The sequence below is a fragment of the Halomonas sp. KM072 genome, assembly GCF_050710315.1.
GTDB lineage: Bacteria > Pseudomonadota > Gammaproteobacteria > Pseudomonadales > Halomonadaceae > Vreelandella > Vreelandella hamiltonii.
Genome location: NZ_CP136132.1, coordinates 519,009 through 541,391 on the forward strand (window position 1 = coordinate 519,009; position 22,383 = coordinate 541,391).

The following is a 22,383-nucleotide window of genomic DNA, read 5'->3' on the forward strand; positions in this document are numbered from 1 at the left end:
TTATCCTTGTATGAGCTGCGTTAATGGGATGGGTTTTCCCAAATAGAACCCTTGTCCATAGGTAATGCCGTACTCTTGCAGAATAGGCGTCAACGGTGCCTGATCAACGAATTCAGCGATGGTCTGTTTACCGAACCCCTTGGCAATGTCGGCAATTGCTTTGACGATGGTATGGCTGTCGGGATTGATCAGCAGGCTACGAATGAACGAGCCATCGATCTTGATGTAATCCACCGGCAGTTGGCCAAGATAATGGAAACTGCTGAAGCCGATGCCAAAGTCGTCCAGCGCGGTACGGCAGCCCAGGTCTCTGAACGTTTGCAATACGTTGCGGGCGGTGGAAAAGTCGGTGATGGCTGCCGTTTCCGTGACTTCGAGAATCAGGTGGTGAGGGTCGGCACCGCTGCTGCGCAGCTCGTCGGTGAGGTACTGTTTCAAGCCCAGGTCGTGAAGCGACTGCCCCGACAGGTTCACGGCCAGCGAAACACCGCGCTCCTGCAGCTTGCCCAAGGCTTGCAGACTGTGCCTGATGACCCAGCGGTCCAGAGCGACTACCAGGCCGCTCTGCTCGGCGACCGGAATGAAGTGCTGAGGCGCCACCAGACTGCCATCCGGGTGTCGCATGCGGACCAGCACTTCGTAATGTTTGATATCGTGATCCTTGAGGCGCACGATGGGCTGCACCATCAGCTCGAACTGCTCGTGTTCCAGCGCGTTGTGCAGCTGTTCCACCCAATACACCCGCTCCTGCAGCTCGTCCTTGGCATTTTCGGCCTGGGACAGCAGGTACCAATCCTGATTGCTGCTCTCTTTGGCCTTGTACATGGCCATGTCGGCGCTGGCCAGCAGGTCGGCAGAAGTCTGCCCATGGGCCGGGAACAGCGCGATCCCTATGCTGGCAGAGATATGATGTTTCCGGCCTGCGGCCTGGAAGCCAATGCTGCTCAGCAACTGGTTGATATAGTCGGCGACGCTGATGGCTTGCTCGCTGTTCACCCCTTCCAGCAACAGGGCAAACTCATCGCCCCCCAGCCTGGCAATCGTGCCACGCTGCCCGAGATTGATGAACAGCGTTTCGGCAACTTCACGCAGCAGGTGGTCGCCCACATGGTGCCCGCTCAGCTCATTGACCTCCTTGAACTCGTTGAGGTCGAGCAGCACGATGGCGCCTTCGCTCTGACACAGCAGGGCGTGCTGAACCGCATCCTGGAAATAGCGACGGTTGTACAGCTCGGTGAGTGGGTCGTGTTCGGCCAGCCAGGTCAAACGCTCTTCGGCAGCTTTGCGCTCGGTGATGTCCAGACCTACCGAAATGCGTGCTCCCCGCTCCCGATATCTGCTGGTGAGTGGCGCATGGTACCAGGCCACGGTGGCGTAGCGCTTGTCCTGGGTATGCAGGGTTTTCTCTTCCTGCTGATGGCTGGCGAACTGGCCTGCGGGCTGAGCGTTGCGGTGCTCCGCTCCCCCTGACAGAGGGTGGGCAGAGCTGTCGAAGATGTCGTAAAAATGGCGGCCTACCAGATCCTGGTCCGCCAACCCCAGGCGGCTGCGGGTATATTCATTGACTCGTTGAATGCGCCCAGTGGCCGTTTGCACGACGATGAACACCTGGGCCGTATCCAGCAGGCTATTGACGAAATCGCGCTCGCTGGCCAACTCCTCGATACGCTCGGCCAGTTGACCGCTGTGATCATGTACCGACGACTCCAGACGCTCCAACTGGTCGGCCAGGGTGCGCGTGGCATTTTCCAGTATGTCGATCTCATTGGAGCGCCTGGGGGGCGTCATGGGCAGGCGGGTGCGCACGCGCTGAAACTGCCCATCCGACAGCGCCGGTAACAGGGCCGCTACACGGCGCAGCCGCGCCATGGGCCCGAGCAGGATCGCCAGCAGCAGCAATTCCGCCGCCAGCCAGCCCGCCACGCCCAGCGCCAGCAGCGTGTTGGTGGCCCGCTGAATGGCCGTCGTTTGCGTCGTGATGTCTGAAATCAACAGAAAATAGCTGGTGCTGCGCCAATCGGCATCGTCTTCCATGTAAACCGCGCTCAGCTCCAGGTAGCGTCCGGCGTACTCCATGCTGAAAGGCGTGTCTGCCAACTGGTAGATCGGCGTTGCCAACGAGGCTTGCTCCAGCAGTGGCAGGGTAGGTTCTCGGTTGGTGATGGCCACCAGATGACCGTTCCAGCCTGGCAGGTATCGCGATGGGTCGTTGGAGTCACCCTCGACGTGGCCCGTGACCATCAGCGCTACTTCGCTACCCGAGACCTCCTTGGCTTCGCGGGTGACGTCGGCAAGCGAACGAGACAGCATGACCATGCCGATGCTGTCGCCATCCACCAGAATGGGAACCGCCGCATATTGCTGGCAGCTGGTGGTACAGCGTAGCGTCTTGATGGGAATCTCTCGCGCCAGCAGGTCGTCTACCCAGCCGCGAATGGGCAGCTCCATATCCGGGGAGCCCATCCCGGACTGCCCACGCTGCTGCCCCTGACGATCGAAGACGAACACGCCATCTACCCCGGCTTCCAACTGCAGCGAAGGCCACTGGGCTGCCAGCACCGTGCGTAGGCCTTCATCATCGTTCTGAGCCAAGGCATTGCCCAGGTCGGGGGCGTTTGCCGTCAAGCCTGCCAACTGGCGCAGGTTATCGGCAGAGCGCTGCATGGCCAGGCGGATTTCTCGCTGTTGACGCTCATGATGCCCCTGACGGCTCTGTTCGAGCTGCTGGGTCAGGTGATGATGGCCAAGCCAGATGAACAGGGCCACCAGCACCAGCAGCAGCAAGCTGCTAGGCGCAATGACACGCCAGGCAAGACTCGAGCGACGCTTGACGGGTGGGCTGGACTGATTCATCGAGACAGATCCCGGTGGCAGGGTTTAAAAGCGCAGAGAGAGTTGAAACAGCAGCATGTTCCAATGCTTGCGGGTCAGGCCGGCATCGGGGTTGTCTTGCCGAGGCAGCCAGCCGGTGCCATCCACGTAGTGATACTCCCCCGACAGCATGAGCTGGGGCGTGGGTGTCCACTGCACGCCCAGAGTGATGTCATCGGCGAATTGGGAATACGCAGGACCGAACCCGGCCCGTTCGTAGGCGCGGCCCGAACGGTCATCGGTATCGTTGACCAGCCGGTCGAAGCGAATCAGGCCGCTCCAGTCGGGAGAGAAGCGCCGCTGGTACTGGACATACCAGCTTTCACCCGTGATATCGAACGTGCGTGGCAGGTTCTCGCCGCTCAGGGCCTGCTGGCGCAGCGCGTATTCGGCGGTCACGCTCCAGTACTCCTGGTTGTACTGCAAGGAAGCGATCCACGGTTGAAACTCGAAGTCGGCCGCCTGACCGACGAGCGTGGCATCGAGGTGCACCGAGGCCGTGCTCAATGCCGCTACCCACTGGCCGCTGTGGTCTTCGAAGAGCAGCTGCGCGATGGCCGAGGGCTCGGAGGCAGACACTCGTTGGGCCATGCCGCCAAACAGCTGGTCGGATAGCTCTGAGCCCGTCTGCGGGCGACCCAGGCCGCCTCTCAAGCGCCACGTACCCGCCGGGGTATGCTCCTCGGCATACAGGCTGATACCATCCGCCGCCAGCCCCAGTGCGCGGGTGCGGTCAAAGTAGATGGATTGAGGCAGCAAAATGCTCGGGCGTGTAAAGGCCACGTCCCGGGTCTGGTTATAGAGTCCAAACGGGTTCTTGAAGCGGCCTACCTGAACCCCCAGCGTGCGCGCCGGGCTGGACAGCATCTGGTAATCCACCACGCCATAGTCGAGGGTGGGGGCCGCATCGCTGGTATCGCCTCCCGCACGGCGGCTGAGCAGTTGGCCTGCCACCAGCACCCGGCGGTGTGGGCGAAACGAGGCGTTCAACCCCAGTTCGGTATACTCCAGGCTGCCCTTGTCGCTACTGGGGCCAAAGAAGTCGTTATGGTCGGTGATGACCAGTGCCTGGCTGAGAAACCCGTGCACCTGAAGGGTGTCGGCGGGGTGCTCTTGAGCCATGCCTGCCATGGGCAGCCAGGCCAGCAAACCCGCCAGGGCGCAGCGCTGCCCCAAGCGCTTACTCCATGGAAATGACACGGACGCTTTCATCCAGGTACTCCCGTTCAAGGTAGCCTAGCGCGCCGGGAGTGCGGGCAACTCGCTCGCGCATATCCACTTGGTCGCGTACACGGTGGGGCGCTTGCCCCATGCCAGAAAACACCATCCTGTCCCAGGCGAGCTGCAGCTGATGCGGGTAGACGGCCAGCATCTCCTTGGCAAAGCGGGCATGTACAGGGTCGCGATTGGGTAACACAAAAACCTGCATGGCCTGGCCGCCAGGCCAGGTGCGTTGGCGCATGGCAAACATGGCGCGAAGGGCATCCCGTGGCAGCGCTGAAAGTTCGATGTCCGGGTGAGCCACGAGAACGATCGCCGTGAACGACTCGGTCGGCTCGGCTTCGGCCAGGGCACTGGCGGGCACCAGCCATAGCCAGATCAAGGCCAGCAGCCCATAGGCGCGCCAGGGTCTCCGTGGCATCACGTTCAGCAAGGGCACCAGGAACAAGTGCCGTGTGTCATGGGTGTAAGAATGGGAAATCCCCCTGCAACGTACAAACGATGACCTAACAACGCTTCCGTCTCGACCCTGCCGTTCTTGTCATTTTTATATTAGAAAGATAGTACGCTAAAAGCGCGACAGGGTAACGATCGTCAGCACTCGAAAAAGCAGGCTTATTCAACGATCAGTGACTGTAGGCGGTCCGGGTAATCCGTAAACAGTCCGTTGACTCCCATGCGCATCAGGAGCTCCATCTCTGGGCGCTCGTTGATGGTGTAAACGTGCACTGGCAGGCCGTTCTGCTGGGCCAGACGAATAAAGTCGGCATCGATCACGTCCTGCCCATCACGCTGGGCGTTGGTGCCGATCCCGACGGCGTATTCGGCGATGCGCTGAAAGTCGCTGGCACGCATCTGGGCGGGCCCGGGCGTGGTGTCGTTCCACTCGACCATGGGGGAGCCTTCGCCCTCGCCAGGGGAGTACCACAACAGTTGCACCAGCGGGATCTCAGGATTGAGCGCCTGTATTTTCAGCAGGCTTTCCTGAGCAAACGACTGCACCAGTACACGGCCTTCCTGTACAAGGTCGTAGGCCTCCAGGCGCTCTACCAGCGCGGCTTCCAGGCCTGGGTTCAAGTGGGGTGACTTGGTTTCGATATAATAGCGGGTGGTATGCCCGAAGTGATCGAACAGTTCCTCCAGCGTCAGCATGGGTAAACCGACAAAGTCTTCCGACGCTTGCGCGGGGTTTGCTTCGTTGAACCAGCTGCCGGTATCCAGCGCCTTCAGTTCGGCCAGTGTGTGCTCATGGATATGCCCTTCACCGTTACTGGTACGTTCCAGCGTGTTGTCATGAAAAATGACCACTTTGCCATCGGCGGTGAGCTGAGCGTCCAGCTCCAGATAGTCCACACCCCACTCGTGAGCCAGCTCGTAGGCGGGCATCGTGCTTTCGGGAGCGTGACCGCTGGCGCCACGATGCGCGATGACCTGAACGTTTTCCAAGGCGTTCAACTGCTGGGCCAGCGGCGGCTCGCTGGCGACCCCGGCAGTAGCAACGGTCATGAGTGCCGTCAGTGCGGCAGCAGTACTCGTATAGCGCGGCATGGTGGCTCCGTGGAATAGGTAATATTTATCAAGGACATAACGTCTGTCTATTAAAAACGCACGCACTCCCTGAAGAATCGGACGCACTTCCCGTGGCAGCGTGTTCATTCAGCACTCTCCCAGCACTCTCCACGAACAAGATGGCAATTAAAGGTATGCTGGTAGGAAAATACGCTCAATGTGGAGAACATCATGAGACAGAAGAAGGGTAGGGGGGCGCTGGTACTTCGTGTGCTGTTTGCGGTGGTCATCGGGGTAGTGTTGGGCAGCGTCGTGCAAACCCAATTGAATCTGAGTGAATTGCAGGCGTTGGGGGTGGCCATTCCCCTGGGTACGCGGCTTTCGACCACGGCACAGGATCTTCTTCACTTTGCGCCCGTTTACTCAGGGCTGTTTCTGGCGGGGTTTCTGATCTCCCAGGCCGTGGCGGGCTGGCTCACTCGGCGGTGGCCTGCCAGCCTTCGATGCCTGGCCTTTGCGCTGGCGGCCGTGGCCGGGCTATGGCTGACGTTCCTGCTGACCAATATGTTTGCGCCCATGCCCACGCTGGTGGCAGCCACCCGCACTGCCGGTGGGCTGGCCGCCATGCTGGCAACGGCCGCCATAGCCGGCTGGCTGCTGGCCATGCTGACGTATCCCGCGTCGCACAAGCGCCATGGCCACACGTCTCTGGCCATGGCGCTGGTCTCCTTCGTGCTGCCCGTGACTCAGCCCGCTGCCGAAGCCCAAACGGCTTATCAGATCGACACCCTGGCCGAGGCGCTGGAGCACCCTTGGTCGCTGGCATTCTTGCCCGATGGCCGCTTTTTGGTGACCGAGCGCCCAGGACGCCTATTGCTGCTGGATGACAGCGGCCAGACGCTGGCCGACCTCGATGGCGTGCCGGAGGTGTTTGCCTCTGGGCAGTCGGGGCTGTTCGATGTGCTGCTTTCTCCCCAGTTCGAGACGAATCAACAGCTCTACCTCAGCTACGCCTGTGGTACGGCCAGTGCCAATCATGCCTGCCTGGCTCGGGCCACCCTGGGCGATGGGCGTTTGGAGCAGGTAGAAGAGATTTTTCGGGTTCACCCCGCCAAGCGTGGCGATGCCCACTATGGGGGGCGCCTGGCATGGCTGCCGGATGACACGCTGATCCTCACCCTGGGCGATGGTTTCGATAACCGTGAAGATGCCCAACGGGTGAGCAGCCATATCGGCAGCATCGTGCGCCTGAACGCCGATGGCAGCGTGCCCGACGACAACCCCTTCCTGGCTCAGGCCGATGCACTGCCCGAGCTCTACAGTATTGGCCATCGCAACGTGCAGGGGCTGGTTTACGACGCCCAGCGCCAGCAGCTGTTTGCCCACGAGCATGGCCCGCGAGGCGGAGATGAGCTCAACCTCATCCAACCCGGCAACAACTACGGCTGGCCAATTGCCACCGGCGGGCTGGATTACACCTGGGCCAGGGTCTCGCCGTTTACCGAATACCCCGGCATGCAGCCCCCGGCGCTGGAGTGGACGCCTTCTATCGCCCCTTCGGGCATGGCCGTCTATCGGGGCGAGCTGTTCCCCGAGTGGCAGGGCGACCTGCTGGTGGGGGCATTGGTCAATCGTGAAGTGCGTCGGGTACGCTGGCAGGAAGACGGCAGCGCCGAAGACATAGAGGGGCTGTTTGGTGAGCTGGACGCGCGCATTCGTGACGTGCGAGTAGGCCCCGAGGGCGCAGTCTATCTGCTGACCGACAGCCCTCAGGGCAAACTGGTCAGAGTGACGCCAATCGAGCCACAATAAGTACGAGACAATAAGCACGAGAAAGGCAACTCAGCGGCGCCGCGCCGCGCGATGAGGAGATAGCGCATGCTGGCTTACACAATGGTGGGAACCCAGGATCTGGGGCGTGCTCTTCAGTTCTACACGCCGCTGTTCAATGCCATGGGGCTGGAGATCTGCTGGCAGGATGACAGCTGTGTTTCCTTCGGTGACCCGGATGATGTCGACGTGCCCCAGTTTTTCGTGGGCCTGCCGTTTGATGGTCATCCTGCCACGGTAGGCAATGGCACCATGACCGCCTTCCAGTTCAGCGACATCAAGGAAGTGGATACGCTGCATCAGCTGGCCCTGCAAAGCGGTGGCAGCGACGAGGGCGAACCCGGTTTTCGCCCTCAGTACGGCGACGGCTTCTACGCGGCTTACGTCCGCGACCCCGACGGCAACAAGCTTGCCTTCGTGGTGTATCCACACCGAGTTGGGCTTTAAGCTCCCAACTCTCTGCGCAACCAGCTCGCCAGGGCTTCGCTGCGGCGGGCGTTGGTGTGTTTGGGTAGCCACAGGCAGAGCCTGGCCGAGGTTTCGATATAGCCCCAGGGGGCGACCAGCCGACCGCTTCTCAGGTCGTCTTCCACCAGTAGCCTGGGGGCAATGGCGACCCCGAGCCCTGCCACGGCGGCTTCCATCAGGTAGTAGAGGTGTGCAAACCCCTGGCCCTGCTGCAGGGCTGCTTTCAATGCGGTGGGTTCCAGGCCTTGGGCGGCAGCCCACTGCGGCCACGCCTGAGGGCGTGATGCGGTATAGAGCAGCTTGCTGCCAAACAGCGATGAGGGGTCTTCCACGTGACAGGCCTCGGCCAGCCGGGGGCTGGCCACGGCGCAAATTTCCTCGGCTATCAGAGGAATGCGCTCGCCTTCCTCGGGCCAGGGTGGTTCGAAGAAGGCCAGCGTGGCGCTGGTCTCGGGTTGGCCCGGCTGTTCTGCATCGCTCACCACCACTTGCAGCTTCAGTTCGGGCAGCGCCTGGTTCACGCGGTCCAGGCGGGGGATCAGCCAACGGGCCAGCAGGCTGCCTGGGCAGGCCAGGGTAAACGGCGCCTCTTCCACCTCATGCTTGAGACGGGTGCAACTATCCCTGAGTTTAGCGAAGGCTTCCCCCACGCCGCTTTGCAACCGTTCACCGTGGTGAGTGAGCACCAGCCCGCGCCCAGCTTTGGTGAACAGCGCCACGCCAAAATGCTCATCCAAGCTCTTTAGCTGGCGGCTTACCGCGCCGTGGGTCACGCTTAGCTCATCGGCGGCGGCGGTTACGCTGCCTAGCCGGGCGGTGGCTTCAAAGGCGCGCAGGGCGCTCAAGGGCGGCAGGCTGTGTTGCATGGGGTCTCCTGAAACAGTTGCGTAAAACTCACAGGTGTTTGCCATCTTATCGATTTTTCTTGCGGCCTGCCTGCGCTAACGTCATCACAACCCTAAATCGCCCCAAGACTCAGAGGTCGTGATGAATAAACCTTTAAGCCTACCCGATACCAACGGCATGTTTGGCAGCTTTGGTGGCCGCTTTGTGGCCGAAACCCTGATGCCGCTGATTCTCGAGCTTCAGGATGAGTACACCACGGCCAAAAACGATCCCGAATTCCAGCGCCAGCTCGCCTATTTTCAAGGCGACTACGTGGGGCGCCCCAATCCGCTCTACTTTGCCGAGCGCCTCACCGAGCACTTCGGCGGCGCGAGCATTTACCTCAAGCGTGAAGAGCTGAACCACACCGGCGCACACAAGATCAACAACTGCATTGGTCAAGTATTGTTGGCCAAGCAGATGGGCAAAAAGCGCATCATCGCGGAAACCGGCGCAGGCATGCACGGCGTTGCCACCGCTACGGTTGCAGCGCGTTTTGGTTTGCCCTGCGTGATTTACATGGGTGCCACCGACATCGAGCGCCAGCAGCCCAACGTATTCCGCATGAAACTGTTAGGGGCGGAAGTAATTCCCGTCACCTCAGGCACCGGCACGCTCAAGGATGCCATGAACGAAGCGCTGCGCGATTGGGTAACGAATGTCGACGACACCTTCTATATCATTGGCACCGTGGCAGGCCCGCACCCTTACCCGGCCATGGTGCGCGATTTTCAGGCGGTGATTGGCCATGAAACCCGCGCTCAGATGCTCGAAAAACAGGGCCGTTTGCCTGACTCCCTGGTGGCTTGCATTGGCGGCGGTTCCAATGCGATGGGGCTGTTTCACCCCTTCCTGAATGACGCCGATGTGAAGATGATTGGCGTGGAAGCAGGCGGCAAAGGCGTCAACAGCGGCCTACATGCTGCCAGCCTGAACGGCGGCACCCCCGGCGTGCTGCACGGCAACCGCACCTACCTGCTGCAAAACGAAGATGGCCAGATTATCGACGCTCACTCGATTTCCGCAGGGCTGGACTACCCCGGCATCGGCCCCGAGCACGCTTGGCTGCACGAGCAAGGGCGGGTCGAGTATGTTTCCGCCACCGATGACGAAGCGCTGGAAGCCTTCCAGATCTGCTGCCGCCAGGAGGGCATCATCCCCGCCCTGGAAACCGCCCACGCCCTGGCAGAAGTCGCCAAGCGTGCGCCGACACTGCCCCGCGAGCACCTGATGGTGGTCAACCTCAGCGGCCGTGGTGACAAGGACATGAACAGCGTGGCCCAGCATCTGGGCGATCGCTTTGGCATGAAACACTCATGAGCGCGATACAGGAGACTCCCATGCAACCTACCTTGCAACGTACTTCTCGGCTCGACAGCTGCTTTGCCGCGCTCAAACAGCAAAACCGCCCAGCGCTGGTCAGCTACCTCACTGCGGGCGACCCGGACCCCGAGACCTCCCGCCGCCTGCTGCACGGGCTGCCGGAGGCCGGTGTGGATATCATCGAACTCGGCATGCCGTTCAGCGACCCCATGGCCGATGGCCCCGCCATTCAAAAGGCTGCCCTGCGCGCCCTGGAAAAGGGCCAGACCCAGGCCAAAACGCTGGCAATGGTGCGCCAGTTCCGAGAGCAGAACAGCACCACGCCCATCGTGCTGATGGGCTACTACAACCCGATTTACTGCTACGGCGTCGAGCGTTTTCTCAGTGACGCCGCCCAGGCAGGGGTAGACGGGCTGATCGTGGTGGACCTGCCCCCCGAGCACGATGAAGAGCTGTGCCAGCCCGCCGCCCAGTACGGCATCGATTTCATTCGTCTGGCCACGCCCACCACCGATGCCAAGCGGCTACCCAAGGTGCTGGCCAACGCTTCCGGGTTCATCTACTACGTTTCCGTGGCGGGCGTGACCGGCGGCAGTGCCCCCACACCCGAGCGGCTGGAAAGCGCCGTAAACCAGCTGCGCGAACACACGCCGCTACCCATTGCCGTGGGCTTCGGCATTCGCACCGCCGAACAGGCCGCCACCATTGGTCGCTTCAGCGACGCCGTGGTAGTAGGCTCTGCCCTGGTAGATTGCATCGAACACGCCAGCAGCGGTGATGACGCCGTGACGCGGGTGCATGGGCTGGTGAAAGAACTGGCGGCCAGTGTGAGAGGGTGCCGAGAAACGCGGCAGGAGCGTGCGGGTTTGCCAGCCTGAAGGAAGTGGGAAAGCGCTATCAAAAACACAGAGCGGGCCATGATGGCCCGCTCTGTGTTTTACTGAATCCACCACGCCCAACTTGCCGTTGTTTCTAGAAAACAGGCATCATCCACGTTTGACGGCGGGATAACGTCACGTGTACTCAAACAGAGGAAAATTATGGGCAAGCTCTTTTCGTTGCTGGTACTGCTGGGGTTGGGCTATGCGGGTATCTATTTCTATTACGGCGTGGTGATCGAAGGGGAGGTCGAGCAGCAGCTGGCATCCCGTGGTCTGGCCTCGGTCAGCGTGGATAACGTCGAGTACGGCCTGCTGGCGCCGGTCAGCAACAGCGCCAATATCGCCGTCACCGTGGGGTATCGTGGTTCCCAGGCGGCGGTCAACGTGCGCGTGCAAGGCCATCCGCTGTGGTCCGATGAGGTCACGGTACAGCTGGACGGCCTGCAAGCCCTGCGTTTGGGGATCAGCTTCGGGCAGTAACCACGAGCCAAACGTGTTCATGGCCAATCGATACCGCTACGGCTACCAGTAGCCCCGCCATGACCCAGTTGAACCCTTTGATCAGCATGGGCTGCCTGACACGCTGACCAAGCAGGCTGCCTATCACCACATAGCTGCCGGGGGCGCCTGCCGCCAGTGCGGCCAGCCCCAGTGCCCAGATAAACAGGCTCATGCCCTGAATACCCTCGGCAGGAAACTGCAGCGTCGCGATGGGCAGTGTCGCGACCATGGCTTTAGGGTTGAGTAACTGCATCATCAGGCCATCACGAAAACTGAGCATGCGTGGTGCCGGGGCGTGGGTATCCAGGGTGGCATTGGCGCGGGCCACCTTGTAGGCCAGATACAGGATATAAGCGCAGCCGAGCGCGCTGAGCAGCACCAGGGAGTCTTGAGATATCCAGGCGGCTCCCGCCCACCCCAACACCAGCAAGTACAGCAGCATGGCCAGCCCCACGCCCAGGCAAAACCCCAGCGAGGTTTTACCCTGCCCGTTGATACCGACATTCAACCCCAACAGATTCACAGGCCCAGGCGTGTACATGACGCCCAGGGCATAGGCGACGATTGCTAACATGAGAAAACCTCTAGGTGGACGTGATGCTTAACGCGTGATGTCGCGTTGGTACTGGAAAGGGGTCATGCCGTAGATGCGTTTGAAACGGCGGTTGAAGTGGCTCAAATCCGCAAAGCCGAAACGCAGCGCTATCTCGGTGAGTGGCGCGCCCTGGTCGAGCGCGGAGCGGGCGGCGTTCACGCGGCAATTGATCACGTATTGATGAGGGGTCATGCCGAACTGTTGGCGAAATAGCCTCAAAAAGTGGTACTTCGACAAATGCGCGGCCTGGCTGATGTCGTCCAACGATATATCTGCCTCAAGATGCTCATGAATATACGTTTTGGCGTGGCCCAACAGCGTGTCTGGGCGGCTGGTGCGTTGGCCAGTCACCATGTGCCCGCCAAGCTGAACCATGCGCTCGATCACGCGATACAGCGCGTTTTCCTGGTCGATGCAGCTGCCCGCTTGATGCGTGGTCAGGCGTGCGACTTCCTGTATCGCCTGGCGCAGCAGCGGGTCGTGAATCAGCGTACTCCGGGAGCGAAACGGTGACGTTTGTGGGCGGCCAAGCAGCTCCTCGAACAGCGGCAACGCATGGTTGGGATGCACGTATACCATCACGTAGCCCAAAGCCTGCTCACCGCCAGCGTGGCCGTCGTGAACCTCTTCAGGGTTGAACAGAATCACGTTGCCCGGTGGGCTACGATGAAACTGCCCGCCGCTGAAGAAATCCTGTCGCCCCGCCAGCGTCACCCCAAAGGCGTACTCCTCGTGGGCATGACGGTCATAGCTAAAATCCTCGATGGCCGCTTTCAAGACGGTTAGTGACGGCACATGATGATTTTTGAAAAACTCGAACTGGCTGCTGTCCATGCCAACCTCCTTGATCGCATTCGGCCCATGGCGGGCTTACCCTGACCCGTTTCAGGATATGACGCGTGCGCCAGCGTGGCTTGTACATAATTGCTCAACGGCGGTGTCAGTGTATATTCACTAGACGGTACACAGTGGGCGGCATTCGCAAAACGCTGGCAAACGAGGAGGGCGCATGGCAAACCCCAACGTAGTGGTGATTACCGGCGGGAGTCGAGGCATTGGTGCCGAGACGGCCCGGCTGTTCGCCCGGCATGGCTACGATGTGTGCCTCAACTATGTCGAAAACGACGCGGCCGCCGAGCGTGTGCGCAGTGACATCCTTGCTCTGGGCGTGCGCTGCCTGGCCGTGAAGGCGGATGTGTCGAAAGCCGGTGAGGTGGCGAACCTGTTTCGCCGGGTCGATCAGGAACTCGGCACACTGACGGTGCTGGTCAACAACGCCGCCATTCTCAACACCCAGGCGCGGCTAGTGGATATCTCGCCGGAGCGTTTTGGCAACGTGCTGCAAAAGAACGTCATGAGCTGCTTTCTCTGCTGCAAGGAGGCCGTGCAGCGCATGTCTACCCGCCAGGGCGGCGCGGGCGGCAGTATCGTCAATGTTTCCTCCATGGCCGCCAAAAGCGGCTCGCCCAACGAGTACGTGGATTACGCCGCCTCGAAAGGGGCCGTGGATACCTTGACTCGGGGGTTGGCGCTGGAAGTCGCGGCCGAAGGCATCCGCGTGAATGCAGTGCGCCCCGGCCTCATCTACACCGAGATGCACGCACTCGGCGGCGAGCCTGCCCGCGTAGACCGCTTGAAGTCTCGCATCCCCCTGCAACGGGGTGGCCAGCCTTCCGAAGTGGCAGAAGCCATTGTCTGGCTGGCCAGTGACAAGTCATCCTTTGCCACCGGCACTTTACTGGATCTGGCGGGCGGCCTGTAACGCCCTGACCAGCCCCCTTGGCTGCCCAGGCAGCCCCCCAAAAAAGGACACCCCATGTTTACCGGCCTGAGTGCGTTTCCGCTGACCCCCATGAACGAGCAGGGCATCAACGAGCAGGAGTTCATCCAGCTAGTGGCCCGACTGGCCCACGCGCAGGTGGATTCCATCGGCGTGCTGGGCTCTACCGGCAGCTACGCTTATTTGAGCGTGGAGGAGCGGGCCCGCGTGGCCAGGCTGAGCGTGGAAAACGCCGCTGAGGTGCCGGTGGTGGTGGGCATTGGCGCGCTGCGCACTCGCGATGTGCTGGCCAACGCCGAACATGCCCAGCAGGCCGGGGCGAGTGGCCTGCTGCTAGCGCCAGTGTCTTACCAGAAGCTCACCGACGACGATGTGTTCAACCTGTTCAGTACCGTCAGCCGCGCCATCAGCGTGCCGCTGTGCGTGTACGACAACCCCGGCACCACCCACTTCACCTTCAGCGATGAGCTGCACGGGCGCATTGCCGCGCTGCCACAGGTGCGCTCCATCAAGATTCCACCGGTGCCCAACGATCGGCACGACGCCAGTGCCCGGGTGGCGCGGCTGCGGGCGCTGATCCCTAATGATGTAACCATCGGCATCAGCGGCGACCCTGCCGCCGCCACGGGCCTGCTGGCAGGCTGCGAGGCATGGTATTCGGTATTCGGTGGGCTCTATCCGGAACACGCGCTGGCGCTGACCCGCGCCGCTCAAACGGGAGATGCCGAACAGACCCTGGCCCACTCCAACGCGCTGGCAGCGCTATGGGCGCTTTACCATGAACATGGCGGCAGCCTGCGGGTGGCCGCGACCATGGCCGAACTCACTGGCCGCGTGAGCGCACCCTGCCTGCCCCAGCCACTGAATACCCTGCAAGGGCAGGCACGCCAGCAGGTGAGGGCGGTGATCGAGGCGCTGGGGCTTGGTTAGACACTGGCTGAACGGGTCTCATCACACCAGCACTATGTCATTAACGCATTGTTCGGCTAGGCCACCGGCACCGTGCCGCCATCGATCACGAACTCCGTGCCCGTGATCGAGCCTGCCAGCGGCGAGGCCACGAACGCAATCAGGTTCGCCACTTCTGCTGGGGTAGAAGGCCTGCCCAACGGGATGCCGCCCAAAGCGCCCATGTTGATCTGCTTGCCGCCCTCGTAATCGGTGCCTGCCTGCTTGGCCAGCCGCATGGCCAAGGCAACGGCGGCTTCCGTCTCGATCCAACCCGGCGAGACGCGCACTACCCGCACCCCCTGTGGGGAAACCTCCTTCGAAAGGCTTTTGCTGTAGGTCGAAAGCGCCGCCTTGGCTGCCGCGTAAGCCGTTGTGGATTCTGGCAAAGGCAGCTCCCGCTGAATCGAGGTCACGTGAACGATCACCCCTTCACCCTGGGCCAGCATGCCCGGCAGCAGGGCGCGATCCAGCCGCACGGCGGGGAACAGGTTCAGGTTCAACTCCTGCTGCCACTCCTCTTCACCCAGGGCCGCAAAGCCGCCTGCCGGGGCGGACGAGCCGCCCACCACATGCACGATAATATCCACACCGCCCATGCGCGCCTTCACGGCTTCCGCCACGGTGGCGCAGCCATCCACAGTGGTGAGATCGGCAGCGACAAACAGCTCTTCAGGCAGGGCAGTGGGGCGGTTGCGGGCGGTGGTGAGCACCTGCGCGCCCTCTTCACGAAACAGCGCCACCACCGCCGCACCCGCGCCTTTACCGCCGCCCGTGATCAATACGCGACGGCCGCTAAGCTGCAGGTTCATGGGGTAATCTCCAAGCTGTGAATGCGTTCATCGGCCAGTTCGATATGGTGAAACAGCTGCACCGGGCTGCCGGGAAAATCGCCGGTCACGGTGGTGGTAATCACCATCTTGTCGCCATCACGAGAGACGTCAGTGGGCTCCACGTGGTACTCAAACTGGCGGCGGGTATCGCGTAACCAGGCACGAATGGCGGCAATGTCCTGGTGAGTTTGCCCTTCATCCAGCACGCGGGCATCCGTGGTAAAGCACTCCGCCAGCGGGGCATCATCCGCGCCGTTGCTAATGGCGATATAGGTGGCAATGTGGGGTGGGAGTGACATGCTCATGGTGGGCCTTCCTCATCGTAGTTGCTGTGCGAGGATCTTCTGCTTAGGCTTACCAAAACTGCGCGTAAAGCATCGCCCAATCGGGCAGTGATACAAGCGCGCACCGCGCAGCGGTGCTGTATTGATACCGCCTCAATAAGCTGATAATTTATCCAGTATGACAAAGCGTGCCTACAAAGAACGGTTCTATCCCACCACCGAGCAGGCAGCGCTGTTGGCGCAGTCGTTCGGGTGTGCGCGCTTTGTCTGGAACAACACTTTGCACTATCGCACTGAAGCGTATCAGCAGCGCGGCGAGTCAGTCTCGCATTCGGCAGCGGAAAAGCGCCTGGTGTCACTCAAAGCCGACTACCCGTGGTTGAAAGACGTGTCTAGCGTGATCCTGCAGCAGACGTTGCGCGATCAGAAAACCGCCTTCGACAACTTCTTCAACCCAAAGCTCAAAGCACGGTATCCGCGTTTCAAAAAGAAGGATGGCCGCCAGTCTATCCGGCTAACCAGGGCAGCGTTTCGCTATCGGGATGGCGAGATCACTATTGCCAAAGCAAAGACGCCATTGCCGATCCGCTGGAGCCGTCCGCTGCCCAGCGAACCCTCCAGCATCACGATTTCACGCGATCGTGCCGGACGCTATTTCATAAGCTGTCTGTGCGACTTCGTGCCAGAAGCCTTCCCGGTCACGCCAAAAACGGTAGGCATAGACCTTGGCCTGAGCGACTTGTTCATCACCAGCGACGGCGCAAAGTCCGGCAATCCGCGTCATCTGAAACACTACGAAGCCAAGCTGGCTCGCCTGCAGCGCCGACTGGCGAAGAAGCAGAAAGGCTCTCGCAACCGTCAAAAACTGCGCCAAAAAGTGGCGCGACTGCATGCCAAGATCGCTGACTGTCGCCGCGACGCCATCCATAAAGCCTCTCGCACGTTGATCAACGAAAACCAAGTCATCTGCATCGAGTCGCTGAACATCACCGGGATGGTCAAGAACCGTTCATTGGCCAAGGCCATCAGCGATGCCGGCTGGGGCGAGTTCGTGCGCCAGCTTGAGTACAAAGCCGCCTGGGCGGGCCGGCAACTCGTCAAAGTGAGCCAGTGGTACCCCAGCAGCAAACTGTGTCACGGCTGCGGCCACAAGGTCGAGAAGCTGCCGCTATCGCAGCGCCATTGGCACTGTGAGGGCTGTGGCGTGGCCATCGACCGCGACATCAACGCGGCCAACAATATCCGAACCGCCGGACTGGCGGGTTTCGCCTGTGGAGCGACTGGAGCGGGGGCAGCGGCGTAGCCGCTGTCTAGTGAAGGCGTGGGGAAGCAGGAAGGTTTTTGGGGTGACTCAAGAACCCTCGCCCAACGGGCGGGGAGTGTCAGCCATGAGAAGGATTTACACGCCCACTAGCGCGGCCAGCGGAGTGGAAGATGTATTAAAAATGCTGGAAGGCCGCTGGAAGCTGATCATTCTCTTCCACCTCTTCGATGGCAAGGTGCAGCGCTACTCCGATCTTGAAAAACTGATTCCCGGCATCTCGCAAAAGATGCTCGCCCAGCAGCTACGTCAACTGGAAGGCGATGGCATCGTCGCGCGCACGGTGTACCCGCAAGTGCCGCCCAAGGTGGAGTACCGCCTGACCGAGTGGGGCCAGGCGCTCTGCCCCGCGCTGGATGCCCTGCTGACGTGGGCCGAGCAGAAGGAGGCGTTTCACCCTACCGAACACGCAGACGATGCCCGCGCGTGAGCCTCGTCAGTCGCCAAGTCTGCCCCGGCTCAGTATCATCACCCGCTCATTCACTTTAGAAGCCACTGCTCATGTCTTGCCCACCGTGCCCCCGCTGCCAATCCGAATTCGTCTACCAGGACCAACGCCTGTTCATCTGCCCCGAATGCGCCCACGAATGGAACCCTGAAGAAGCCGCCGCCGAAGAGGCCGTGAACGTGGCCGATGCCCACGGCACGCCGCTGGCCGAAGGCGACAAGGTCACGCTGGTCAAGGATCTCAAGGTGAAAGGTAGCTCTCTGGTGCTCAAGATCGGCACCAAGGCCGTCATCAAGCGGCTAAAAGAGGGCAAAGACCACCAGCTGGACTGCAAGGTAGACGGCGCAGGCGACATGATGGTGACCGCGCAGTTTGTGAAGAAGGCTTGATGAAGCATTATGTGCTTTAAGCTGTACAGGTTGGCGTGCGGTCGCTAAACTTGTACCGTAAATGGTACAAGTGAGGTGTGTATGAAAATCGTGTCTTTTACAGAAGCGAGGAATGGCTTGAAAGCCGTGCTGGATGGCGTTGTGAATGATGCAGACACCACCGTGATCACGCGCAGGGATGCTGAAGATGCCGTTGTGATGTCACTGGATTATTACAATAGCCTCATGGAAACAGTGCACCTGCTTCGTTCACCTGGTAATGCTGAGCATCTTCACCGCTCAATAGCGCAATATCGTGCTGGCCAGACAAGCGCACGAGCGTTAATGGATGAGTAGCCAACGGCTATTGTGCTGGACAGATGAGGCCTGGAACGACTACGTCTATTGGCAAGGTCAGGATAAGAAAACCCTCAAGCGCATCAACAAGCTGATCAACGATGTAAAGCGCTCTCCCTTTGAGGGAATCGGTAAGCCAGAGCCCTTAAAAGAAAATCTGGCGGGCTTCTGGTCTCGACGCATCGATGACACCAATCGGCTTGTTTACGCCGTCGATCAACATGCCATCACGGTCATTTCATGCCGCTATCACTATTAGCCTGAAACTGACCTTGCCTCTGGGAGTCAGTCCGCCTTGCGGGAGGTGGCTTTAGCCCGCGACCATGCTAGCCGCCAGGCCGCCTTTAGCACCATGGCGCTTGCCCAACTGCCCATCGTAACCCCCTGAATTCTTCAGTCCACCTCACGATGCATTCAACTGAGGCTCATTCACCACCACCGCGTCACGCAACGTTTCAGCAAAGCTTGCCAAGGCGGGTGTCCAGGTTTCTGATTTGGGGGCGACAAAATAGGTATCGATATTGGCGATGGAGGTGGACAGTTCCAGCGTGTGAATCTCGAATCGGTGCTGGTGGGCTTCAACCGTGCCACGGGGGAGCACTGTGTAACCCATCCCGGCAGCAACGCAGCCCAGCATTGCATCCAGCGAACCGAGCTCGAAGATCCTGCCCGCATTAACACCCTGGGCGGCCAGCAAAAGCTCAATACGCTGGCGGTAGCTGCACCCCTGGCGAAACGCCAGGAAAGCAGACGTAAGCAGCGCTTGTGAAGAGGGCATCTGCGTCATCGGCGTAGAGCCGACTAAGACAAGCTGCTCGCTAAACGCTTTGAGCGAGTGGTAGTGGCCATGCTCGAGCCTCCCGGCCACGAAGATACAGTCCACCTGCCCATTAAGCAACAGCTCGACCAGCTCAGCCGTCGGCCCGGTTTTGATCTGGATATCAACGTCAGGCTGCGCTGCGTGATAAGCCGCCAGTATCGGCGGAAGGCGTAGCGCCGTCGTGGTCTCCATGGCACCTATGCGCAGCCGCCCACATGCCTTCACCTGGCCTTTAAACAGCGACACGGCTTCATCGTGGGCCGTTATCATGCGCTCAGCGTACTCCACCAGTGCCCACCCGGCACTGGTAGGACGAACTCGCCCCGCACGGTGAATCAGCTTTACGCTAAGCTCCTCCTCAAGCTTCTTAATGTGGGTAGTCACATTGGATTGAACCGTGTGTAGCCGTTTGGCCGCCGCCCCAAAGCTGCCGGTTTCGGCCACGGCCACCAGTAGCCGTAGCGATTTAAGTTGCACGTGCCATCTCCCAGTCAGGTTATCTATAAAAAAGATAGTATCGATCAAAACTAATCGTTTCCAGGAATGGCTACGCACGCGTAGCCTAAGAGGGTAACTACCTGCTGCTGACCTACCTGAGGTGGCTCCAAAGGGAACTGGCGTGATGAAGCGAACACTCACTACCGACGATCTGCCCGCGTTAATGACCGGCATCATGGCGACCCTGGCGGCGATAGGTATTGCTCGCTTTGCCTATACGCCGCTATTGCCCGCGATCATTCAGCAAGGGTGGTTTACCGCAAGCCAGGGTGCTTACCTGGGGGCGGCCAACCTGTTGGGGTATTTTATCGGCGCGCTTGCCGCCCACTCGCTGAGCGAGCGTTTTGCGCCGCGCTGGGTGTTGGCGGCAAGCTTTGCGGGTATCGGGCTCAGCTTCCTGCTTTGCGCGGGGGCGGGTGGTTTTCACTGGTTCTTCTTCTGGCGGCTGGTCTCGGGGGTAGGCGGGGGGATCTTGATGGTCGTGGGCCCCTCGCTGGCGCTGGCGGCCACGCCCCCGGAAAGGCGAACCCGTGTCGGTGCTCTGGTGTTTACCGGTATCGGGTTTGGGGCGCTGCTTTCCGCCCTCGTTGTGCCGTCACTGCTCGGGGTCAGCCTCTCGCTCACCTGGGGTGCGCTGGGGCTGCTCTGTTTGGTGGCTGGCCTGTCGTGCGACCGCGGCGTCACGGGCTTGCCCCCACGCCCAGTGGCAAGCCAGGCGGCAAACCCGGTGGGTAATAGCCCCGTTGGGTATGCGGGGGTAAAGTGGGTGGTGGTGCTGGTCATCGGCGCTTACGCGCTGGATGCGGTGGGGTTCGTACCCCACACCGTGTTTTGGGTGGACTACCTCGCCAGGGAGCATGCCTTGGGCCATCAAGCCGCTTCCCTGCAATGGGGAATCTTCGGGCTGGGTGCCCTGTGCGGGCCGTTCATCGTGGGGGCGCTGGCCCAGCGCGTGGGGTGGCAAGGGGGCTTGATGATCGCCTTTACGGCCAAGGCCGCTGCCGTCATGCTCCCGGTGTTCTCGCTTGCACTGCTCAGCCAGTCGGTTTCTTCGTTCATGGTGGGGGCAATGATTCCCGGCATCGTAGCCCTTACCTCTGGCCGCCTGGCCGAGCTGGTCGGGCCCACCGCCCACAAGCAGCTCTGGGGGCGAGCCACGGCCGCTTTCGCCGCTGCCCAGGCAGGGGCAGGCTATGCCATGTCGGCGCTGTTTGGCATGTGGGGCAGCTACACGCCGCTCTTCATCATCAGCGGCATGGCGCTTGCCCTTGGCTTGTTGCTCGTACTGCTTAGCCGAGGCGTTCAGCAGCGCCGCACACATCCTTCTGCCCAATAACCTAACAAGCACTATTCAGACAAAGGGAGGCCACCATGGAACTCTACCTGAACGCAACATCCCCCTATGCGCGGCTGGTGCGCATCGTGTTACTGGAAAAAGGCCTGATGGACGCCGTGACGCTCAAGTGGTGCGACCCCTGGGCCGACGACGCCGACCTTCTGAAGGCCAACCCCGCCGGGCGCATCCCCGCGCTGGTGACGGAGGAGGGCACCACGCTCAGCGAATCCATGTTGATTGCCATGTACCTGGACAGCCTGGACAACGTAAAGCCCACCCCGCCCATGCTGCCCAACCCGTTGAGTGACGTACTGCACCTGGCAGGCCTGGGCCAAAACCTCATGGATGCCGCATTCACCACCGTGATTGCCCGCAAGCACTATGGCCAAGAGATCGACCAAAGCGAGCTGGGCCAACGCCGGGCAAGGGCCATGCAGCGGCTGTTGGAGCAACTGAATAGCGAGCTGAGCGGCAACCCCACAGCCGAACCGATTCACTTGGGCGACATCGCCATCGCCGTCGCGCTGGAATACCTCGCCTTCCGGCTGCCAGAAATACGCTGGAAAGAAGCGCATCCCCAGCTTGCCGCGTGGCATGCGGCCCTAACCGCGCGAACAAGCTTCCAGCAAACCGCCTTCACCTAGCCCCCGTGGGAGGTGGCTTCAGCCCGCGACCAACTCCCCCCAGGGTTGAACCCGCCCGTGGGAGGCGGCTTTAGTCCGCGACCAATCCCCCCAGAGGTGAACCATCCCCGTGGAAGGCGGCTTCAGCCCACGACCAACTCCCCCCAGAGGTGAACCAGCCCTGTGGGAGGTGGCTTCAGCCCGCGACCACCCCCCCAGAGGTGAACCAGCCCCGTGGGAGGTGGCTTTAGCCCGCGACCATTCCAGCGTGCAGCGGTAGCGTGGAAGTGATGACTCACCTTCCTCCCAAAGCATCCATTATCGACTAAAAACTAAGCTTTCGAGGTAGGCTTAACCCATATTTGCTGTTAGGCTCAAAGGATTAGAGCGAATAACGCCGCAGGGACAACACAATGCAGAATGCCCGAATAACGCTTCACCCAAGCAAGCAGCGCCTGCAAGCGCGGGTGGAGAACATTCTGTTGGCTGACTCTAGCAATACGCTAAAACTCCGCGAGCACGGCTACCCGCCACGTTATTATTTCCTAAGTGAAGTGAATAGAGGTTAATATTATTTAGAAATATTTTAATTATTTTTTAAAATATTTTGATGTTTTTCTGAGTAGAAAATACAAGTAACTGATTTGTTGAATTCTACTTAGCGCTGGGTTTTGTTTGACATA

25 protein-coding genes are annotated in these 22,383 nt (G+C 60.7%); 15 read left to right on the forward strand and 10 right to left on the reverse strand.

What is annotated here, in order from left to right; translation table 11 throughout:
• The 4 genes from RVM26_RS02465 to RVM26_RS02480 all read right to left on the reverse strand — a co-directional run bounded on the left by RVM26_RS02465 (nt 1) and on the right by RVM26_RS02480 (nt 5,640).
• Nucleotides 1-2,853, reverse strand: a complete 2,853-nt coding sequence (locus tag RVM26_RS02465; RefSeq protein ID WP_498940592.1) for a bifunctional diguanylate cyclase/phosphodiesterase — start codon at nt 2,851-2,853, stop codon at nt 1-3.
• 24 nt (nt 2,854-2,877) lie between these two features.
• Complete coding sequence (locus tag RVM26_RS02470; RefSeq protein WP_227408091.1) at nt 2,878-4,002, reverse strand: porin family protein; 1,125 nt, start codon at nt 4,000-4,002, stop codon at nt 2,878-2,880.
• A gap of 49 nt (nt 4,003-4,051) precedes the next feature.
• Complete coding sequence (locus tag RVM26_RS02475; protein ID WP_227407753.1) at nt 4,052-4,513, reverse strand: hypothetical protein; 462 nt, start codon at nt 4,511-4,513, stop codon at nt 4,052-4,054.
• Between the two features lie 194 nt (nt 4,514-4,707).
• A complete protein-coding gene (locus RVM26_RS02480) occupies nt 4,708-5,640 on the reverse strand; it encodes a PI-PLC domain-containing protein (RefSeq protein WP_498940594.1) in 933 nt (310 codons plus the stop codon).
• A 192-nt stretch (nt 5,641-5,832) separates the two neighbouring features.
• Here RVM26_RS02480 and RVM26_RS02485 point away from each other — a divergent pair, with 192 nt between their 5' ends.
• Together RVM26_RS02485 and RVM26_RS02490 are read left to right on the forward strand one after the other, a co-directional pair.
• Nucleotides 5,833-7,413: a PQQ-dependent sugar dehydrogenase gene (locus RVM26_RS02485; protein ID WP_498940596.1), complete on the forward strand. Its 1,581-nt coding sequence runs from the start codon at nt 5,833-5,835 to the stop codon at nt 7,411-7,413.
• A gap of 66 nt (nt 7,414-7,479) precedes the next feature.
• Nucleotides 7,480-7,878, forward strand: coding sequence for a VOC family protein (locus RVM26_RS02490; protein WP_287804450.1), 399 nt, complete (start codon nt 7,480-7,482; stop codon nt 7,876-7,878).
• Here RVM26_RS02490 and RVM26_RS02495 read toward each other — a convergent pair.
• Nucleotides 7,875-8,765, reverse strand: a complete 891-nt coding sequence (locus RVM26_RS02495) for a LysR family transcriptional regulator (RefSeq protein ID WP_498940598.1) — start codon at nt 8,763-8,765, stop codon at nt 7,875-7,877. The genes RVM26_RS02490 and RVM26_RS02495 overlap by 4 nt on opposite strands.
• Nucleotides 8,766-8,886: 121 nt before the next feature.
• Between RVM26_RS02495 and trpB the strand changes: the two genes are divergently transcribed.
• The 3 genes from trpB to RVM26_RS02510 all read left to right on the forward strand — a co-directional run bounded on the left by trpB (nt 8,887) and on the right by RVM26_RS02510 (nt 11,468).
• Nucleotides 8,887-10,104, forward strand: coding sequence for a tryptophan synthase subunit beta (gene trpB, locus RVM26_RS02500; protein WP_498940600.1), 1,218 nt, complete (start codon nt 8,887-8,889; stop codon nt 10,102-10,104).
• Nucleotides 10,105-10,136: 32 nt separating this feature from the next.
• A complete protein-coding gene (gene trpA / locus RVM26_RS02505) occupies nt 10,137-10,985 on the forward strand; it encodes a tryptophan synthase subunit alpha (RefSeq protein ID WP_498941698.1) in 849 nt (282 codons plus the stop codon).
• A gap of 162 nt (nt 10,986-11,147) precedes the next feature.
• The gene (locus tag RVM26_RS02510; protein ID WP_498940602.1) at nt 11,148-11,468 is read left to right on the forward strand and encodes a hypothetical protein; all 321 of its coding nucleotides are present in this window, start codon (nt 11,148-11,150) and stop codon (nt 11,466-11,468) included.
• Here the strand turns inward: RVM26_RS02510 and RVM26_RS02515 are convergent.
• Nucleotides 11,452-12,063 (reverse strand): LysE family translocator, encoded by a 612-nt coding sequence (locus tag RVM26_RS02515; protein WP_039175903.1) that lies wholly within the window; start codon nt 12,061-12,063, stop codon nt 11,452-11,454. The genes RVM26_RS02510 and RVM26_RS02515 overlap by 17 nt on opposite strands.
• A 27-nt stretch (nt 12,064-12,090) precedes the next feature.
• Entirely contained in the window at nt 12,091-12,918 is an 828-nt protein-coding gene (locus RVM26_RS02520) for a helix-turn-helix domain-containing protein (RefSeq protein ID WP_498940604.1), read from the reverse strand.
• 175 nt (nt 12,919-13,093) lie between these two features.
• Here RVM26_RS02520 and RVM26_RS02525 point away from each other — a divergent pair, with 175 nt between their 5' ends.
• Nucleotides 13,094-13,846 carry a Rossmann-fold NAD(P)-binding domain-containing protein gene (locus RVM26_RS02525; RefSeq protein ID WP_498940606.1) on the forward strand — a complete coding sequence of 251 codons (753 nt, stop codon included), beginning with the start codon at nt 13,094-13,096 and terminating at the stop codon, nt 13,844-13,846.
• Between the two features lie 54 nt (nt 13,847-13,900).
• Nucleotides 13,901-14,794 carry a dihydrodipicolinate synthase family protein gene (locus RVM26_RS02530; protein WP_498940608.1) on the forward strand — a complete coding sequence of 298 codons (894 nt, stop codon included), beginning with the start codon at nt 13,901-13,903 and terminating at the stop codon, nt 14,792-14,794.
• Nucleotides 14,795-14,850: 56 nt separating this feature from the next.
• Here RVM26_RS02530 and RVM26_RS02535 read toward each other — a convergent pair whose 3' ends face one another.
• Both RVM26_RS02535 and RVM26_RS02540 read right to left on the reverse strand, forming a co-directional pair.
• Nucleotides 14,851-15,624, reverse strand: coding sequence for an SDR family oxidoreductase (locus RVM26_RS02535; protein ID WP_498940610.1), 774 nt, complete (start codon nt 15,622-15,624; stop codon nt 14,851-14,853).
• The gene (locus RVM26_RS02540) at nt 15,621-15,950 is read right to left on the reverse strand and encodes a nuclear transport factor 2 family protein (RefSeq protein WP_498940612.1); all 330 of its coding nucleotides are present in this window, start codon (nt 15,948-15,950) and stop codon (nt 15,621-15,623) included. The genes RVM26_RS02535 and RVM26_RS02540 overlap by 4 nt, the downstream gene beginning before the upstream one ends.
• Nucleotides 15,951-16,107: 157 nt before the next feature.
• Between RVM26_RS02540 and RVM26_RS02545 the strand changes: the two genes are divergently transcribed.
• From RVM26_RS02545 to RVM26_RS02565, 5 genes are all read left to right on the forward strand, one after another.
• Nucleotides 16,108-17,232, forward strand: coding sequence for an RNA-guided endonuclease InsQ/TnpB family protein (locus tag RVM26_RS02545; RefSeq protein WP_039175924.1), 1,125 nt, complete (start codon nt 16,108-16,110; stop codon nt 17,230-17,232).
• Between the two features lie 85 nt (nt 17,233-17,317).
• The gene (locus RVM26_RS02550) at nt 17,318-17,680 is read left to right on the forward strand and encodes a winged helix-turn-helix transcriptional regulator (protein ID WP_498940614.1); all 363 of its coding nucleotides are present in this window, start codon (nt 17,318-17,320) and stop codon (nt 17,678-17,680) included.
• Between the two features lie 71 nt (nt 17,681-17,751).
• Nucleotides 17,752-18,087, forward strand: a complete 336-nt coding sequence (locus RVM26_RS02555) for an alkylphosphonate utilization protein (RefSeq protein WP_498940616.1) — start codon at nt 17,752-17,754, stop codon at nt 18,085-18,087.
• A gap of 81 nt (nt 18,088-18,168) precedes the next feature.
• The gene (locus RVM26_RS02560) at nt 18,169-18,423 is read left to right on the forward strand and encodes a type II toxin-antitoxin system Phd/YefM family antitoxin (protein WP_081135244.1); all 255 of its coding nucleotides are present in this window, start codon (nt 18,169-18,171) and stop codon (nt 18,421-18,423) included.
• Complete coding sequence (locus RVM26_RS02565) at nt 18,416-18,682, forward strand: Txe/YoeB family addiction module toxin (protein ID WP_016916501.1); 267 nt, start codon at nt 18,416-18,418, stop codon at nt 18,680-18,682. Before RVM26_RS02560 ends, RVM26_RS02565 begins: the two co-directional genes overlap by 8 nt.
• A gap of 144 nt (nt 18,683-18,826) precedes the next feature.
• On the opposite strand, the gene RVM26_RS02570 is transcribed toward RVM26_RS02565, so the two are convergent.
• Nucleotides 18,827-19,720: a LysR family transcriptional regulator gene (locus RVM26_RS02570; RefSeq protein ID WP_062372658.1), complete on the reverse strand. Its 894-nt coding sequence runs from the start codon at nt 19,718-19,720 to the stop codon at nt 18,827-18,829.
• A gap of 145 nt (nt 19,721-19,865) precedes the next feature.
• Between RVM26_RS02570 and RVM26_RS02575 the strand changes: the two genes are divergently transcribed.
• The 3 genes from RVM26_RS02575 (at nt 19,866) to RVM26_RS02585 (ending at nt 22,269) form a co-directional block, all read left to right on the forward strand.
• Nucleotides 19,866-21,077 carry an MFS transporter gene (locus tag RVM26_RS02575; protein ID WP_498940619.1) on the forward strand — a complete coding sequence of 404 codons (1,212 nt, stop codon included), beginning with the start codon at nt 19,866-19,868 and terminating at the stop codon, nt 21,075-21,077.
• Nucleotides 21,078-21,112: 35 nt separating this feature from the next.
• On the forward strand, nt 21,113-21,721 hold the full coding sequence (locus tag RVM26_RS02580) for a glutathione S-transferase N-terminal domain-containing protein (protein WP_498940621.1): 609 nt from the start codon (nt 21,113-21,115) through the stop codon (nt 21,719-21,721).
• Between the two features lie 392 nt (nt 21,722-22,113).
• A complete protein-coding gene (locus tag RVM26_RS02585) occupies nt 22,114-22,269 on the forward strand; it encodes a DUF427 domain-containing protein (protein WP_498940622.1) in 156 nt (51 codons plus the stop codon).
• Nucleotides 22,270-22,383: the final 114 nt, after the last annotated feature.

What these genes read in the sequence shown, in the direction of transcription:
- RVM26_RS02465 (WP_498940592.1), bottom strand. Translation starts at nt 2,853, where the DNA reads ATGAATCAGTCCAGCCCACCCGTCAAGCGTCGCTCGAGTCTTGCCTGG.
- RVM26_RS02470 (WP_227408091.1), bottom strand. Translation starts at nt 4,002, where the DNA reads ATGGCAGGCATGGCTCAAGAGCACCCCGCCGACACCCTTCAGGTGCAC.
- RVM26_RS02475 (WP_227407753.1), bottom strand. Translation starts at nt 4,513, where the DNA reads ATGCCACGGAGACCCTGGCGCGCCTATGGGCTGCTGGCCTTGATCTGG.
- RVM26_RS02480 (WP_498940594.1), bottom strand. Translation starts at nt 5,640, where the DNA reads ATGCCGCGCTATACGAGTACTGCTGCCGCACTGACGGCACTCATGACC.
- RVM26_RS02485 (WP_498940596.1), top strand. Translation starts at nt 5,833, where the DNA reads ATGAGACAGAAGAAGGGTAGGGGGGCGCTGGTACTTCGTGTGCTGTTT.
- RVM26_RS02490 (WP_287804450.1), top strand. Translation starts at nt 7,480, where the DNA reads ATGCTGGCTTACACAATGGTGGGAACCCAGGATCTGGGGCGTGCTCTT.
- RVM26_RS02495 (WP_498940598.1), bottom strand. Translation starts at nt 8,765, where the DNA reads ATGCAACACAGCCTGCCGCCCTTGAGCGCCCTGCGCGCCTTTGAAGCC.
- trpB (WP_498940600.1), top strand. Translation starts at nt 8,887, where the DNA reads ATGAATAAACCTTTAAGCCTACCCGATACCAACGGCATGTTTGGCAGC.
- RVM26_RS02510 (WP_498940602.1), top strand. Translation starts at nt 11,148, where the DNA reads ATGGGCAAGCTCTTTTCGTTGCTGGTACTGCTGGGGTTGGGCTATGCG.
- RVM26_RS02515 (WP_039175903.1), bottom strand. Translation starts at nt 12,063, where the DNA reads ATGTTAGCAATCGTCGCCTATGCCCTGGGCGTCATGTACACGCCTGGG.
- RVM26_RS02520 (WP_498940604.1), bottom strand. Translation starts at nt 12,918, where the DNA reads ATGGACAGCAGCCAGTTCGAGTTTTTCAAAAATCATCATGTGCCGTCA.
- RVM26_RS02525 (WP_498940606.1), top strand. Translation starts at nt 13,094, where the DNA reads ATGGCAAACCCCAACGTAGTGGTGATTACCGGCGGGAGTCGAGGCATT.
- RVM26_RS02530 (WP_498940608.1), top strand. Translation starts at nt 13,901, where the DNA reads ATGTTTACCGGCCTGAGTGCGTTTCCGCTGACCCCCATGAACGAGCAG.
- RVM26_RS02535 (WP_498940610.1), bottom strand. Translation starts at nt 15,624, where the DNA reads ATGAACCTGCAGCTTAGCGGCCGTCGCGTATTGATCACGGGCGGCGGT.
- RVM26_RS02540 (WP_498940612.1), bottom strand. Translation starts at nt 15,950, where the DNA reads ATGAGCATGTCACTCCCACCCCACATTGCCACCTATATCGCCATTAGC.
- RVM26_RS02545 (WP_039175924.1), top strand. Translation starts at nt 16,108, where the DNA reads ATGACAAAGCGTGCCTACAAAGAACGGTTCTATCCCACCACCGAGCAG.
- RVM26_RS02550 (WP_498940614.1), top strand. Translation starts at nt 17,318, where the DNA reads ATGAGAAGGATTTACACGCCCACTAGCGCGGCCAGCGGAGTGGAAGAT.
- RVM26_RS02555 (WP_498940616.1), top strand. Translation starts at nt 17,752, where the DNA reads ATGTCTTGCCCACCGTGCCCCCGCTGCCAATCCGAATTCGTCTACCAG.
- RVM26_RS02560 (WP_081135244.1), top strand. Translation starts at nt 18,169, where the DNA reads ATGAAAATCGTGTCTTTTACAGAAGCGAGGAATGGCTTGAAAGCCGTG.
- RVM26_RS02565 (WP_016916501.1), top strand. Translation starts at nt 18,416, where the DNA reads ATGAGTAGCCAACGGCTATTGTGCTGGACAGATGAGGCCTGGAACGAC.
- RVM26_RS02575 (WP_498940619.1), top strand. Translation starts at nt 19,866, where the DNA reads ATGAAGCGAACACTCACTACCGACGATCTGCCCGCGTTAATGACCGGC.
- RVM26_RS02580 (WP_498940621.1), top strand. Translation starts at nt 21,113, where the DNA reads ATGGAACTCTACCTGAACGCAACATCCCCCTATGCGCGGCTGGTGCGC.
- RVM26_RS02585 (WP_498940622.1), top strand. Translation starts at nt 22,114, where the DNA reads ATGCAGAATGCCCGAATAACGCTTCACCCAAGCAAGCAGCGCCTGCAA.